Origin of the sequence: Streptomyces atratus (assembly GCF_014648655.1) — a bacterium.
GTDB lineage: Bacteria > Actinomycetota > Actinomycetes > Streptomycetales > Streptomycetaceae > Streptomyces > Streptomyces atratus.
Map to the genome: position 1 here is coordinate 1 of NZ_BMRN01000087.1, position 13,959 is coordinate 13,959.

General features: G+C 68.1%; 16 protein-coding genes and 1 pseudogene. 3 read left to right on the forward strand and 14 right to left on the reverse strand.

What is annotated here, in order from left to right; all coding sequences use genetic code 11:
• Window positions 1–454: 454 nt before the first annotated feature.
• Both IEZ15_RS41750 and IEZ15_RS41755 read right to left on the reverse strand, forming a co-directional pair.
• The gene (locus IEZ15_RS41750) at window positions 455–1,291 is read right to left on the reverse strand and encodes a helix-turn-helix domain-containing protein (RefSeq protein WP_189282182.1); all 837 of its coding nucleotides are present in this window, start codon (window positions 1,289–1,291) and stop codon (window positions 455–457) included.
• A 9-nt stretch (window positions 1,292–1,300) separates the two neighbouring features.
• The gene (locus tag IEZ15_RS41755; protein ID WP_189282183.1) at window positions 1,301–2,035 is read right to left on the reverse strand and encodes a DUF6879 family protein; all 735 of its coding nucleotides are present in this window, start codon (window positions 2,033–2,035) and stop codon (window positions 1,301–1,303) included.
• 618 nt (window positions 2,036–2,653) lie between these two features.
• Between IEZ15_RS41755 and IEZ15_RS41760 the strand changes: the two genes are divergently transcribed.
• The gene (locus IEZ15_RS41760; protein ID WP_189282184.1) at window positions 2,654–2,977 is read left to right on the forward strand and encodes a hypothetical protein; all 324 of its coding nucleotides are present in this window, start codon (window positions 2,654–2,656) and stop codon (window positions 2,975–2,977) included.
• A gap of 481 nt (window positions 2,978–3,458) precedes the next feature.
• A complete protein-coding gene (locus IEZ15_RS46030) occupies window positions 3,459–3,644 on the forward strand; it encodes a hypothetical protein (protein ID WP_229846526.1) in 186 nt (61 codons plus the stop codon).
• 75 nt (window positions 3,645–3,719) lie between these two features.
• Here the strand turns inward: IEZ15_RS46030 and IEZ15_RS46035 are convergent.
• The 12 genes and pseudogenes from IEZ15_RS46035 to IEZ15_RS41820 all read right to left on the reverse strand — a co-directional run.
• Window positions 3,720–3,833, reverse strand: a pseudogene (locus tag IEZ15_RS46035) (HNH endonuclease); the annotation flags it as partial.
• A gap of 142 nt (window positions 3,834–3,975) precedes the next feature.
• Window positions 3,976–4,158 carry a hypothetical protein gene (locus tag IEZ15_RS41770; protein ID WP_189282186.1) on the reverse strand — a complete coding sequence of 61 codons (183 nt, stop codon included), beginning with the start codon at window positions 4,156–4,158 and terminating at the stop codon, window positions 3,976–3,978.
• A complete protein-coding gene (locus IEZ15_RS41775; RefSeq protein ID WP_189282187.1) occupies window positions 4,155–4,385 on the reverse strand; it encodes a holin in 231 nt (76 codons plus the stop codon). The genes IEZ15_RS41770 and IEZ15_RS41775 overlap by 4 nt, the downstream gene beginning before the upstream one ends.
• 13 nt (window positions 4,386–4,398) lie before the next feature.
• A complete protein-coding gene (locus IEZ15_RS41780; protein WP_189282188.1) occupies window positions 4,399–5,253 on the reverse strand; it encodes a peptidoglycan-binding protein in 855 nt (284 codons plus the stop codon).
• Window positions 5,253–5,552, reverse strand: coding sequence for a hypothetical protein (locus IEZ15_RS41785; protein ID WP_189282189.1), 300 nt, complete (start codon window positions 5,550–5,552; stop codon window positions 5,253–5,255). The genes IEZ15_RS41780 and IEZ15_RS41785 overlap by 1 nt, the downstream gene beginning before the upstream one ends.
• Before the next feature lie 11 nt (window positions 5,553–5,563).
• Entirely contained in the window at window positions 5,564–6,073 is a 510-nt protein-coding gene (locus IEZ15_RS41790) for a hypothetical protein (RefSeq protein WP_189282190.1), read from the reverse strand.
• 438 nt (window positions 6,074–6,511) lie between these two features.
• Window positions 6,512–7,156, reverse strand: coding sequence for a glycine-rich domain-containing protein (locus IEZ15_RS41795; RefSeq protein WP_229846525.1), 645 nt, complete (start codon window positions 7,154–7,156; stop codon window positions 6,512–6,514).
• Window positions 7,157–7,289: 133 nt separating this feature from the next.
• Window positions 7,290–7,754, reverse strand: coding sequence for a hypothetical protein (locus IEZ15_RS41800; RefSeq protein WP_189282191.1), 465 nt, complete (start codon window positions 7,752–7,754; stop codon window positions 7,290–7,292).
• A gap of 2 nt (window positions 7,755–7,756) precedes the next feature.
• Complete coding sequence (locus IEZ15_RS41805) at window positions 7,757–8,761, reverse strand: hypothetical protein (RefSeq protein WP_189282192.1); 1,005 nt, start codon at window positions 8,759–8,761, stop codon at window positions 7,757–7,759.
• 60 nt (window positions 8,762–8,821) lie between these two features.
• Window positions 8,822–10,258: a hypothetical protein gene (locus tag IEZ15_RS41810; protein WP_189282193.1), complete on the reverse strand. Its 1,437-nt coding sequence runs from the start codon at window positions 10,256–10,258 to the stop codon at window positions 8,822–8,824.
• Window positions 10,258–12,099, reverse strand: a complete 1,842-nt coding sequence (locus IEZ15_RS41815; RefSeq protein WP_189282194.1) for a lysozyme family protein — start codon at window positions 12,097–12,099, stop codon at window positions 10,258–10,260. The genes IEZ15_RS41810 and IEZ15_RS41815 overlap by 1 nt, the downstream gene beginning before the upstream one ends.
• A 278-nt stretch (window positions 12,100–12,377) precedes the next feature.
• Window positions 12,378–12,815, reverse strand: a complete 438-nt coding sequence (locus tag IEZ15_RS41820) for a hypothetical protein (protein WP_189282195.1) — start codon at window positions 12,813–12,815, stop codon at window positions 12,378–12,380.
• A 390-nt stretch (window positions 12,816–13,205) separates the two neighbouring features.
• Between IEZ15_RS41820 and IEZ15_RS41825 the strand changes: the two genes are divergently transcribed.
• Window positions 13,206–13,586: a hypothetical protein gene (locus IEZ15_RS41825; RefSeq protein ID WP_189282196.1), complete on the forward strand. Its 381-nt coding sequence runs from the start codon at window positions 13,206–13,208 to the stop codon at window positions 13,584–13,586.
• The last annotated feature ends 373 nt before the right edge of the window (window positions 13,587–13,959 follow it).

The window sequence follows — 13,959 nt, forward strand, 5'->3', positions numbered from 1 at the left end:
AGCCGTCAGGCTTCTCCAGCCACCCCCGGCCGCCGACGTACCACTCAGCCGGCGGACACCGCAGCATCCACCCCTTGGGCTGGACAGTGAGCCGTCCGAGGTCGGCCAGCACGTCCTCAGCCCCACAGGGCACGAGCCACCATGCAAGGTCGGCTGACGGGTAGACGAGCACAGGGCCAAGACGGTCCGGCCCTATGCGCTGCATCGCAGCGACAGATCGCATGAGGTCGGCTTCAACGGCCAGCCAGAGCCGACCTGAAGGAATCCGAGCAAGCTGATCCTGCGCCCATACCCGATGAATTCCCACCGGGTCCGGGGCGGCAAGCGCCAGCCACTCCGAGCCCGGATTGCGTGTCCGTGGGGCCATGACCTGGACGTTATGGACGGACGCGAATCAAAGTCGCCGTTGATTCTCGGATATTCTCCGGCGCCGTCCAGTGATTCCCGGGGATGCTTACGGACGCTCTACTTGGGCCCTCGCCCTGCTGATCAGCCGGTGCGCCGTCGACCCGTACACGGCCGCCGCGTCGAACGCATCCCACACCCGCTGATACACGCCCAGGCTCTCCGGGTCGTCCAGCCACAGCTCCGCGTGCCAGTCCTCGACGATCACGAGGCGGTCGTCGTACGTCCAGAACCCAGGACCGGGCGGGACGGCGACCTGCGCGCCGAAAGGCACGATCCCGAGGCGCACGGTGTCCAGGCCGATGATCCCGACCAGCCGGTCCAACTGTGCGGCGAGCACGGCCGGAGGGCACACCCCGGCGTGTAACGCGGCCTCCCACATGATGATGTAGAACACCCGACCGGGCTGATACAGCATGTCCTGTCGGCGCATCCTGGCCCGGACCGCCTCCTCTATGTCGCGGGGCGACCGGTGGAGTTCGGCGTACCGGGTGAACACGGCGCGGGCATAGTCCGGGGTCTGGAGCAGGCCAACCACCATGGAACTCTGCCAGGCGCGGAGCACGGACGAGCGCTCGTACTCCACGGTCAGCGCGTCCTGGACCGGCCGGTGCCCGGCCCGGAGCTGCCGGCGCCACGACCGCGTATGGGACTCCATCCCCTCCAGTCGCGCCTGGAGTTCACCGGCCACCGCCGGGTGTCCGGTCGCCTCCGCCCACGCCTTGAGGTCCGAGGACGTCGCCGTCTGCCGCCCCGTCTCCAGCTTGGACACCTTGGACTGTGGCCAGCCCAACCGGGCTGCGAGGTCCCGGCCAGTGACCTCGGCGCGCAGCTCCCGCAGCCGCGCGCCGAGGGAGGCCCTGGCCTGCTGATAGTCCGTGCTCACATATCGAAGCTACCGCCGCGGCTGGTCGTACGGGGCGGCATGGTGCCAAGCAGCCTCGCGGACCTGGGCGTACCGCAGGACCTCCACGGGATTCGTGATCAGCTCGACCCCGGTCATCTGGTCCTCGTCGTCGAAGCGGAGCAGTGCGACCACTCGGCTGTCGAAGATCCAGAAGTCCTCAGCCGGCAGTCTCAGCTCCTCGGCCTGGGCCCGGGGCAGGGTGCGGATGTCCTCCCCGACCGCCGCGTTCCGCCGTGCGTTGTCGAGGAGGTACAGCTGCCCCGGCGTCGGCGGCTCGTCCAGGATCCTCACCCGCTCGAACCTGACCCCGAGTGCCGACCGCTCCCGGCGGTTGGTGCACCACTCGTCGTCCAGGTCCCAGGTCACGGGCTCGCCTGCAGCGAACTGGGCGTAGGTCTCCGTCTCCTCGTCGGAGGCATACCGGCGGCGGGTCTCCAGCCTCCAAGCGGAGTGCTTCACCTTGGCGAACATGGCGCCGAACTCCTCGAAGCCAATCAGCTGCGGCACGTGCACCGGCTCCTTCGGCCCGAAGTTGGCGAGCAGTTCCCGGGGCACGGTCACGGCGCCCTCGTTCTCGGTGAGGTTGTCGAGCTGGGTGAGCTCACCGGGGTCGGTGACGCGGTCGCCCTGGACGACGTACCGGTCCGTGCCGGGGACCTCATACAACGTCGGGCAGCCGTCGTTACCGGAGTTCGTGCCGACCTTGCGCAGGTGCCGGGTCATAGGAACCTCCTGAGATGTGCCGCGCACCGTACCCATGCAGTCGCCGGACGCAACAGTGCGTCGAGGCCCCCCAGGGCAACACCCGACCGACAGACGAACTGATCCAGCTCCTTCGCGCGGCCATGGACGCGCAGTAGTCAGCCCTGTCCGCCTCCCCGCCCGAGGGCGCGTGAACGGCGTGGAGGGAGGCCGCCGAGAGAGTCCAGGCGGCCATCACGGAACACGCAGCCGCGACCAAGGAGAACCGGGTCGACGTCGAGATGGCCGTGAAGAAGGCCGTCCGACACCCAGAGCCCACCGACGACTGACCACCTCCAGCGGCAGGGCGCACCGCCTCCAGGTGTCACACGGTGCCCTTACCGTTGTGCCATGCCATGCCATACCGCTCCCGGCCTCACGGCCTGCTGCGCCCCGCCGCCGCGCGGATCAACGCCCACGGGCATGGAGGATCACCGACCAAGGGGTGGGGGCGTCGCGCCTGTCAGGGCTCGCACAGATGGTTCCTTTGCGCCACCCTGTCGATTCTCAGCCGTCCCGCCTTGTGTCGCTGCCCGGTGAGGCTCTGTGCTGCAACCCTCTGATCAGGTCGGCAGCGTGCCGGACCAATGAGGAGACGACATGCCCGAGTACACGCCCAACGCCAAGGGGCCTGCCCAGGCCCGGATCACGCCCGAAGCGACGGCACCCGCGCCGATCCCGGCCGACCAGGTCAAGCCCGAGGACATCGGGAAACTGTCCATCGAGTACCGCGACGGACAGCCCGTGATCGTCGTCAGCGGCGGGAGCGCTATTCCCGAAAAGATTTCCGTAGTGGACGCGTCTGGTAGTTCTGGCGTGCGATTCCAGACCGTCTCCGCTAGTGGCATTACTCCGAGTAGCTTCAACCAGTACACCTTTAGCAGGAACGACCCGGTCAACTTTGTCGACATGAACGGCAACTGACGTTCCAAGAGTTAGAACGGCGGAGCCTGAACCCCATAGTCCGCACGCGCCTTCATGGGATGCCACGGACGGCAGAGCGGTTGAACGTTCCCGTCTGTGTCCTCGCCCCGAGCGACAGTGGTGCACATCCACCGCGTCCGCGGGACGAGCAACCCAAGGCCGGTCCGCGGCTTCATGTGTCTCCGCTGATCGGAGCGTCAATCGTCACGTGATAGTTGGTTCATCTTGCGCACGCGATTTCCGGTGCTGGTCATAGGCAGAACCCTACGGAGGATCGCCCGTCATCCCGCTGTCGCGGGCCGAACTGACGCCTGACGCCTACGTCGGCTCTGGGCAGCCGGGGACTGAACAAGGGGGCGGGGCTTACCTGGCATGGGGACCCCTCCAACTCGTCGGCAGGGATCGCTGTTGCGGCCCCAGACGCTCATGGGAAGATCCGCACGGATCGGTGTGTAGGCGACTAGAGAGAGGGGTGAGACCAATGGCAGATGCATTGCCGTGGGACCCTGAGAAGACTTACGACACCGCCGACGAACTGGTGTCCTTTGAGGGCAAGTCCTACAAGCAGCAGCAGTGGAGCACGAACAAGAGGCCGGACATCTATAGCGGCATTGGTATGCCGTGGGTCCTCGCTGCGGCTCACCCAAGTGCCAAGGAAGCCTCGTAGGAAGCCAGGTCGTAGTCGTGGGCCAATAGATCCGTCCCGGTGCAACGTTCCACGGTGCGCGCGGTACTCGCGGGTCTTCATGCGATGACACGGGCGGCAGAGCGCTTGCACGTTCCCGTCCGTGTCCGTCCCGCCGAGCGCCAACGGCTCGATGTGGTCCACGTCGACGGCACTCGATGGGAAGTCCATGCCGCGCCGCACAGCAGCCGTGGGGCAAGCTTCCCATCAAAGTGCCGTCGGCGCGGACGCCAACAGCAGATCACCGGAAGAGCGCGACCAGGCCGGTTGCCGCCCCTGCAACGCCGGTCACCGCAGCGATCGCCGGCAGCGGTCAGCGGCCACGCTCCAGCGCAGCGACCCGGTTCTGTAGCGCGTCGATGTCCGACTCAGTCGCCGCAGTCCGTTGCAGCGCGAGGTCGAGACGGCCGTTCAGCTCGGCAAATCCGGTCCGGATCTCTCCGCGCATCTCGGCCAGTTCGACGGCGACCCGGTCGCCGCCCGACGACGGAGTCATGTGCGGGTCCGTACGGTCTCCGTGAGCCCCGGCCCGTCACCCCTCCCAGACGTGGCGATCGCGGTGAGGACCGCAAGGAGTGCGGCGCTCCCGGCGAGCGAGAGGCCCTGGCCCCAGTCGACGTCGAGGACGCCGACAGTGTCGAGGCCGAGCGTCGCCACGAGGGTCTGCGCGGCAGTACGTACGGCGCGCTCAGCGGTGGCGAGCCAGAAGGCGGAAGTGAACATCGTCGGAGGCCTTTCAGGAGAACAGGACGAACCAGGTGAGGGGGCCGGGGTAGCCGTCGGCGTCGCCGCTCAGCTGCTTGTTGGAGCGCTGGAAGTCCCGCACGTTGAGGCGGTCTGCCTCGCCCCAGGACTTCGACGGCCCGACCCGGTAGTGCTTGCCGTAGCCGCGGCGGACCAGCTGCTGGCCGAGAAGCTTGATCGAGGCGCTCGACTTGCCGGGGCCGAACGCGTCCCGGCCGGGGAAGGCCGGCCTGGTGGGCGGCTTCGGCTTCGGCTTGCTCCCGAGACGGACACCGATGCCGTCACGCATCCCGTCCATGTTGAAGCCGCGCGGGTCGACCTTGCCAGGCTGCCACTCCTTGTGGCCTATCACCGAGCGGGAGCTCCAGCCGTGGTGACGGCAGATCGCCGCGCTCACCTTCTCGATCGCTTCGAGCTGGGCCGCCGGCCAAGGGTCCTTGCCGTCGCCGAGGTTCTCGCACTCGAAGCCGTAGAAGTGCCTGTTCCCGTCGGTGTTCGCCTCGTTGTCCGACGGCAAGCGCTTCTCGGCGATGACCGCCTGGAGCACGTCGCCGTCCCCCAGGCCGGCATGGTTCGTGCGGCCATAGCCGATCAGGTGGACCCGGCCGTCTTTCGCGATCATTCCGTGGCACAGCGGCCCCGGCAGATCCGCGTACCCGTGGCGCACGATCCCGACCGTGGCCGCGGTGCCCCTGGTTACGGTGTGATGGATCATCACCCCGTTCACCGGACCCCACGCACCCCGGCTGTTCCGGTTGTGGGTACGCCAGTTACCGACCTCGACAACCTCCAGGCCCTCGTCACGGAGCGCCTGGAGGAACGCGTCAGCACTCATCGGAGCAGCCATCACGCGCCCTCCGATGCGTCCACGGTCGGTGGCGGGTTGTACCCGGACATGCGGGCTGCGGTCTCCGCCGGGATGCCTGCCGCGATCAGCGCCTCGTAGTCCTGACGGGCACGCTCCTGGGCCTCCGCGTCGAGCTCGGCCACGTGCTCCGCCTGCTCGGCATCGAGGGCAGCTTTGGCCTCCTCGTATTCCTGCTGGGTGATTTCTGACGCACCCTCCGGCACATCCGGTTCACCGTCACCGGAGTAATCCCTCTCAGAGACGGACCCATCGGCATACCTGTAGTAGTGCATTCCCATGAAACGGCTCCTCAGAGAACGAAGACGAATGCCCGCATGTATGTCTCGATGCGGTTGTATGTGGCGCCGCCGGAGCCTCGGCCCATGCGAATATTCAGCGGCTCGACGAGAGTTGCCCCGGGCGGGATGGTGCGCTGGAAAACCATGGTCGCCATGCTGTGCACGGACGCAGAGACACCGGATCCCCGGTTGTCGAAGTAGTTGACCGCGTTCGATCCGATCTGGGACGACGCACCAGAGTTCGGCGGGAGCGTGAAGCCGACGTCGAGCTCGACCTCCACAATCGCGAACGCCGGACGGCAGAGGTCAGGATTCTTGATGGTGAGCGATCGGGTCTCGATCAGAGTGTTGACTGCCGCAGGTACCGCCGTGACGGGATAAGTCTTGTTGACACCGTCCTCCATGAACGAGGCGCGCCCGCGCGGCTCGGACCGTAGCGCGCCCGTGCTGTCGCAGTAGACGAGTCCGCCCTCATCGTCCAGCGAGCACGTGTGCGGCCACGCAGAGACGGTCGCCGACACTGGCGCGCCGGGTGACCCGTCTCCCGTCAGGCCGCATCCCGTAACCACGGTGCCGCCCGTACCCCCGGCGACGAGGAGCCCGCCCGGTCCACACGTCAGGAGGTTTCCCGGGGCCGGGTCCAGGCGCGGCGCCGCGATGAGCGGGGCCGCGGTGGTTCCCCCGCCGCTCAGGGTGATGCAGCTGCTATCAGCGACGACGAGCGGGGCCGGCTTCGCCGTGATCACAACGGGGTTGGACGGGCTGCCTGCGCCGTCGACTTGGATACCGTCGCCCGCGACGATCACGCACGAGCACCTGTCTGTGCCACACCCGCATCGGGCCACTGGACCACTCCAAAGTCAGAGTTGGCCCGGCCCAGAACCAGCGGCACCACAAGCGTAGCTGTCGCCGTCGGCAAACCCGATAAGCAGCGCAACGGCGAATACCCGTAAAGCGAACTAACCGAACAATTCGATAATTACGATCCCGGCTCCCCCGGGGGCTCCGTCGTATTTCGCCCCGTCCGACGAGAACGCGCCACCGCCCCCGCCACCACGTCCGCGCGGTGCACCCCCCGGCCCGGACGTCGACCGGCCGTACCCACCGAACCCGAGATGGGAGTCCCCGCCCCTCCCGGACAGGCCACGCATCCCCATCCGGATCGCACCCTCACCGGGCCCGCCACCCATGGTGATCTGCCCCTTCCCTGCCAACGGCGCACTGGTGCCGCTGCTGGTCGTGTTCGTCGTGCCGGTCGTCATGCCGTCCCCGCCACCGTTCCCGCCGATAGCGGTCACCGTGCCCCCGAAGGACGACGCCTCGCCCGCGCTGCCGGCGTTGTTGCCACCCCCGCCTGCGCCACCCGCACCGACGACGACCGACTCCACACCCGCGAGAGCGCCGACCTCGATCACCGACTCCGAGTAGCCCCCGCCCGACCCACCAGGCCGGGAAATCAGCTGCTTGCTGTTCGCGTCGGCGCCGGCCGAGCCGCCCCCACCAGCCTGGACCTTGACCCGCACACGGGCTAGCCAGGGGTAAGCCGCCTTCGTGAACTTGTACGTGCCGGGAGATCCGAACTGGACGACTTTCCGGAGACCCATCGTGCCTTTGTTGAGGCACAGTTCTCCGGTGTCATCCACATTGAAGTACTCGGAGCATGCACAAACACTCGCGATCGGACTCACCTCTTCCATTCGAAGCGAGTCCGGCCCAAAACCAGCGACTGCACCGAGCTTAACCGCCGTCCTGGTCGTCACCTGGCCAGGTGGTGGCGGGCGTTGCGGTGAGATGGACGTCGACCTGGGCCGCGGGGACGGCGGGCAGCAGTCCGAGGCCGAGCACGGGCCGGGTGCGCCACACCCGCACCGTCACGGATGTACGGGTGACCTCCTCGGCGGTGACGGTCAGCGGCCCGTCCTCCTGGGCGACGGGCACGGCACTGATGACGGGCGGCGCAGCGAGTGGGGCGCCGAACACCCATGTGGCACGGCCCTCGTGGTCGGTGGCCGCGATTGTGGCGGCCGGGGCGGGGCCGGGCGGCCCTTCGGGCCCGGGTGGTCCGGGCTCGCCCTGGGGGCCAGGACTGGGGCTGGTCTTGGGCTGGTGCTCGATCGACCGGGTACGACGGTCCAGGTCGCGGAGTACGCCGGCGAGTGGGTTGTCCGGTGAGCGCCTGGGCGCGGAGCCTCGCAGAGCCACAGTCACACCCCTGCCGGGGTGAGCTGCACCGAAACCGTTTCCCCGGCGCTGTCCTCTTTCACCTTCACCGTGGCGATCTTGAGGCTCTGGGAGATGGTGCGGCAGGTCTGGGTGGTCGTGACATCCACGCACCAGCCAGGCACGAGGGCCGGCACGTCCACACCCGCGTCCGGTGCCAGGGTGGCTTCCTGGGAGTCGATGAACACCGGGGCCGGGCTACTGGCTTGCAAGCGGGAGCAGGCCGCAGCCTCCGCCGAGACGTCATCCAGGATCGATGTCTCCTCAGCGACCCGCTCGATCAGCCCGTAGTAGGGGTGGATGCCGCCCGCCTCCCCCTTCACTGCGTCCTTGCCGTGGATGACCCATCGCGTGGCAAGCGCAAGGCCGTCCTCCGCGACGACGAGCGGACTGCTGAAATCCGTGTCCGTCAGGGAGCCGACGCGGGCGTAATGGTCCTCGGGCAGGACGATGATCTTCGAGCCGAGGGCGGTGAAGTCCAGGCCGGTCGCGGCCAGGTCGCGCAGGTGGTCACCGGTCTGTCCGACGTCGACCTGGTAGGCGCGGTCACCGTGGATACGGGTCGGGCCGATGATCTCCACACTGTGGCCCGGGTCGTCTGGCGCGAACCCGTCATCGATGAGCCACGCCGCGATCTCAGTCAACTCGTGCGCCACGAACTGCTGGTCGCTGTGGGGCACTCGTCTGTCCAGCCAACCAAGGATGTCCACAGCACTGATCTCCACGCCGTCGGCCGTCCACTCCGGTGCGGTGATCGGCCCCTCCCACACGGGCGCTGTGTCCCGGTAGATCGCCAGCTTGTGGCGCCAGGAACGGACGCGGGACAGGCTGGCGCAGCAGTCCGCATCCGGGGCGATCAGGACGCGGGCGGTCGAGATGTCGTCCAGCGTCCGGGACCATTCGACCTCCAGCAGGATGTCGGCCGTGGAGACCACGGCTCCGTCCCGGTCGGTGATCTGCGCCGTATGCGACGCGCAGCCAGCTGCCACAGCAACCCCCAGGGTGGTGGTGGTGCCCGGCCCAGAACCAGCAGCACCCGGAGTTTACGGTCAGTACTCCCGGCCGCTCAGGGACACCGTCACCGTCGCGTCGGGGGCCGGGGGCACGATCGCGTCAGCGGCCACCTCGACGCAGTACCGGTCGCACGTCAGTAGCGGGAAGGCGAGTGGCCCGCCGTCGCGCCCATACGCGTCCGTGGTGCCCTCGCACCGGCCCAGGCATTCCACGGTCGCGCGGCCGACCTGACCGTCCAGCGTCATGACGCCGCCCGCTGCCACGAAAGCGATCTCGTACGTGCTGTGAGGGTTGCAGCGCTCCAGTTCCACCACCTCGTCGCACGACAGCCCCGCGTGCTCAGCCGTCCGCTCATACAGAGTGATCGTGACGCGCCGCAGGTCACTGCTTCCCGCACTGACCTCAATGACCGGCACCGCGCCGAACCACCGCGGCCAGCTGCTCAAGTCGAGTTCGTACGTCTCGGTGTTGACGGCCAGAGCGTGCCGGAAACACGTCTCCGGCGGCGGAAGGACCGGCGGCGTCGGCGTCTTGCAGGACGGGTTACCGCACAGGTCTTCCGGGTCCGGGCACGCGGCCAGGCGGCACGTCGCGTCACACGGATCACGTACGGGCTCCAGCGCCGGCCAGGCCACCTCGCACGCCGCGTCGGTGAGTTCGGCCGTCACTGCGCCCGGGGTCGCACAGGCCGTGTCGGACGGCTCGATGCATACCGGGTCCGGCGGTCCTTCCGGGCCGCGGTGGATGCACCAGGTGATGCACTCGGTCCCATCATCGGTCGGGACCGGGAGGTCGAGCACGGGTACGGGGTCGGTCCACAGCCACGGCGTTCCGGCGGTGAGGACGAATTCCACGGTGAGGACGTCCGCGCCGGACTGGCACATCCCGCTGCCCGTACAGCCGTTGCCGTTCCGTGCGATGACGCGCGGCCCGTCGACCAGGGCGACGCGGCGCAGCGTCCGGCGGTTTCGCTTCACGAACTCGTCGATGTCTTCGGTTTCGGGTGGGCAGCAGTTGTACACGGTGAGGCAGTCCCCACCGCACCCGTCACCACACCCGGACAGGGCTTGGGACAGCCATCGCAGCCCGTACGCGACACCGCAGCACGTAGCGCCCAGGAGCACCCCAGTCACGGTGATCGTGCGGGGCTGGACGCGCGGCGCGCCGAGCGCGGCACCCCCGGTGACCGCCCCCGTCACCGACCGCGTCACCGGGTGGTCGTCCATGCCCTCGACGTCCAAGACGAGCAAGCCGGCGAAATCAGAGGACTCGGGAACGTCCTCGTCCCACCACGGCGCCTCGTCCTCCCACGGTGTCGTATACGGCTCATCCCCGACGTGCTCGGCGGTGAACGTCGGGCACCCGCACGCCCCGACGCTGTCGAGGGGATGCCCGACACTCGCCAGATACGCCTCCAGCCGGGCCGAGTTGAAGATCTCGACCCCGCCCAGGTTCATGAAGTCGGCGAACATCACACCACCCCTGCGGCAAGCGTCATCCGGTTGAGTACGCGCCTGGCAGTCATGTGGGCGTCCCCCGCCTCGTGGATCGTCCAGTGATTCGTGATGACCGCGCCCGGCCGGGCCGCGCTCCCCTGCGCCTTCGGGGTGCTGGCCGCGGCCAAGAGGTCCGCAAGACCGGACTGCTCCGCGAGCTGGCGGGCACGCGCCGGCCGGGTGAGCGGAATGACAACCTCGGGCCCCGCCTCACCGATCAGCGCGGGAGTGGGCCCGGTGACGATCCCGCCGTTCGCGAACGGCAACAGCCCCCGCACCGACGACGGCAGCCCGCCCTTGATCTTCCCCATGATCTTGCTGCCGATGTCACCGATCGCGGCCACAATCTTGCCGCCCAGCCCGGAGAACATGCCCACGATAGACAGAGCCGGGATCAGGGGCATCAGCGTGCTGGAGATCAACGAGATGACCGGGCCGAGCACGGCCGCGAGCGTGGACAGCGCACCGCCAAGAACGGTCGAGAACAACTGGGCGAGCTGAGTGATCAGCGGCAACAACGGCTGGATCAGGGATCGGACAGTCGTCAGGACCTGGGTCAGTGCCCCGAGGGAGCCGCCGCCTCCGGCCGCCAGGGCGCCGAACACGTCCCCGAGGATGCCGCCGACCTGGCCGACCACTGCACCCAGCTGCCGGAAGACTCCGAGGGCGCCCTGTACCCATGCAACGGCCTGCCCGCCCTGCGCTGCCTGCTGAAGGAAGCCTCCTAGCCGCGCCCCGAGGGAGGCGATCGCGTTGCCGGTCTGGGCCCCGAAGGCTTTGGACACCGCGCCGGCAACCTGAGTCAGTCCGGAGACCACCGGGCCGATCGCAGCAGCCAGCCCGCTGGTGGCCTGCGTGGTCCCCTGGAGAATGCCCTGGATCGACTTGATACCGGTGGCGCTCTGGAGGAAGAACCCGACCCGCTGGGCAGCGAGGCCGAAGTTCCCCGCCACAGCGGCCAGTCCGGACTTGAGAGGGCCGCTCAGGGCCTGCGCAACGCCGGTGATCTGCCCCTTCAGCGGGGCAAAGAACGCGTCCTGAACCGTCGACTTCAACGAGTCGAACTGGGGCTTCAACGCCCGTAGCTCGCGGGCGGCGGCCTGGGCCGCAGGCGACAGGTTTTCGAGCGACTTCTCAAACTTCTCCGCGTCGTCGCCCAGCGCCGCGCCGAACGCGTCGCCCACCCCGGACAAGGCCAGCTTCAGGGCCGAGTTCGCGACGACTACGCCGCCGATCACTGCGGGCAGCGCGGCGACGATCCCGATCGCCGGAGCGAGTGAGCCGACGAACGACGCGATCCCAGCAGCAGCGGCCAGTGCCGCGCCACCGATCGCCCCGAACTGCAACGCACTGGCCAGGACAGACCCCGCGCCGCTCGCCAGGGATGTCAGCCCTCGCAGGGCCCGCGTGAAGTTGTTGACGTCCGGATTGACGGGGACGTTCAGCGTGGGCATGTTGTGCCCCCGCAGCCGGGCATCAAAGTCGCCCAGGTCGGGGACGACCCGTACGGACAGTTCCTCGCCCGCGAGCGCCGCCCTCAGCCGCTCCACGAACCCGGTCAGGTCCGGCGAGACGGGGACGTTGATACTTTCCAGTGACCGGAGGCCGGCCAGCAACTGGGCATCGAACCGGCGCAGGTTCGGCGTGACGGTGATCTGGACCGCACGCAGCTGCCGTTCCAGGTCACGCCCGACCCCACGCATCCCTCGGTCGATCGCGCCCTTGATCCGCACACCGAGCGCGCGCGCTTCAGCGGCAACACCGGAATCGTCCAGGGTGATCCGGATGCGAGCCGAGCCATCAACGTCGTCGGCCATCGAGCAACCTCACGAGACCTCGTGGTGGTTGCTCGGCCCAGAACCAGCAGCAATGCAAGCCTATCCGCGACGGCCATTCAGCCTCGCGTCCTCCGCCTCCAACTGCGCCGTCAACGCCGACGCCTGCGCCCGCGTCATCCCCGCCCCTGCCGGCCGTTCAGCTGACCGCCGCCGCTCGCCTGGCGGTGGTGCGTACAGCCTGGCCCGATTCCGCTGCCGCTCCGCGTCGTCCTCGGCAGTCTCGTCCATCGCGGCCTCAGCCGCGTTCAGCATCGTCCTCAGCGTCCACGTGTGCGGGTCGACGCCCCTGAGCGCGAGGTGGCCCGACCACGACCCCCAGGAGGCGGCGATGCTGTGGCAGAGCCGTTCGACGACCCAGAAGGGCGGCCTCCTCCGTAGATCTCCTGCGTCCACTCCAGCAACGCCACGACGATGCGCTCCGGCAGAGGCGTAGCCGCGAACTGCTCCGCGGAGTCAGGCATCATCAGGCTGCTGACGAACTCACGGACGGCCGCGGCAGCCTCGCGCGCCGCGCCCGGCGCAGCGCCGGTCAGGTCGCCGTCTTCGATCCCGAGGTTCTTGTACCGATCCTGAAGACGCTCGTACGCGTCGAGGTACTCGTCGCCCATCACCTCGGGCTGGAACTCCAGCACAAAGTCATCGCCGATCTCGGCAATGTGCGGTTCCTTGTTGAGGGCGAAACTCTTCCGGGCCATGAGGGCTCCCAAGCGTCGTGCTGTGCGCCCGGCCCAAAACCAGCGGCATACATGGAGCGTAGCGGCCCGCGACTCGCGATCAGAAGACGCAGCACAGGCTGTCCTGTGACAGTCAACCTTCCTCGATTGACATCGAAGATTGCCCACCGCCCAGTTCGTGCCAAGAAGATTGACCGCCCAGGTCAACGCGCTCGACGGCCGTCGGGTCAGCAGCGCGGCAGGGGGCTCACTTGCTGGGTGCGCCGCCCATCCGGCTGGTTCAATGCACTCCTTGCGGGTGGATTGCGGCAGAACCGGGGGACCGTTGGCATGTCTGCTGAGGAGTGAGGGGGTACTTCTCGGCTCGTGAAGTTAACGCGCATCTTCAGCGCACGAGTTGAAAGGACAATGATGCGACGCATCGTTGCCGCTCTGGTGCCCGCCGTCGCCCTGACGGCCGCCCTCGCTCCGGCCGCTCACGCGGCCCCGAAGCCGGTGACCTCCCCCTACACCCAGGCTTCGGCCATGGTGAACGAGAATGGGGATCTGCTCGAAGCCAAGAACATCGTGTCGGTCACGAAGTTTTCCACAGGAGCATTCTGTGTGAAGGTCTCCGACGACATCGACGTGGCGAAGAGCACGGTCCTGACCACCCCGTACTGGGCCGGCACCGTAGTGGCGCGGAAGGGACCCTACGCGACGTGCAACAACGACCCGCAAAGCATCGCCGTCTTCGTCCTTGACACAAGTGGGCAGTACATCAACCGGGGTTTCACCCTGGCGGTCCTCTAGAGACTGCGCGCCCAGCTCCACCTCGGTGCGTGAGAGGGGTGTGGCCCCCGGCCAATACCGGGGCCACACCCCTCTCACGGTCATTCGCCTCGGAGTGACCAAACTTCGCCGTCAATCGGTGAAGGTTCGCTGTCACAGAACACAGGCACGGTCGCGGCGCGTACCCGCGTCATTCCATCCACAACCGCTGTACCCAGCCCGATGGTCAGACCCTCGGGGTCACCGCACCGGGTGCGTGTGCTGCCGGTTCAACCATCTGCGCCCGGAGCTCCCTGACCTCAGCCTGAAGGTCTGTGAGTTGCCGGTGAAGTGCCTGAATCGCCACGATCGCCACGCCGTTGGCATCGGTGCAGCAGATCGTCTTGTCGTCGGC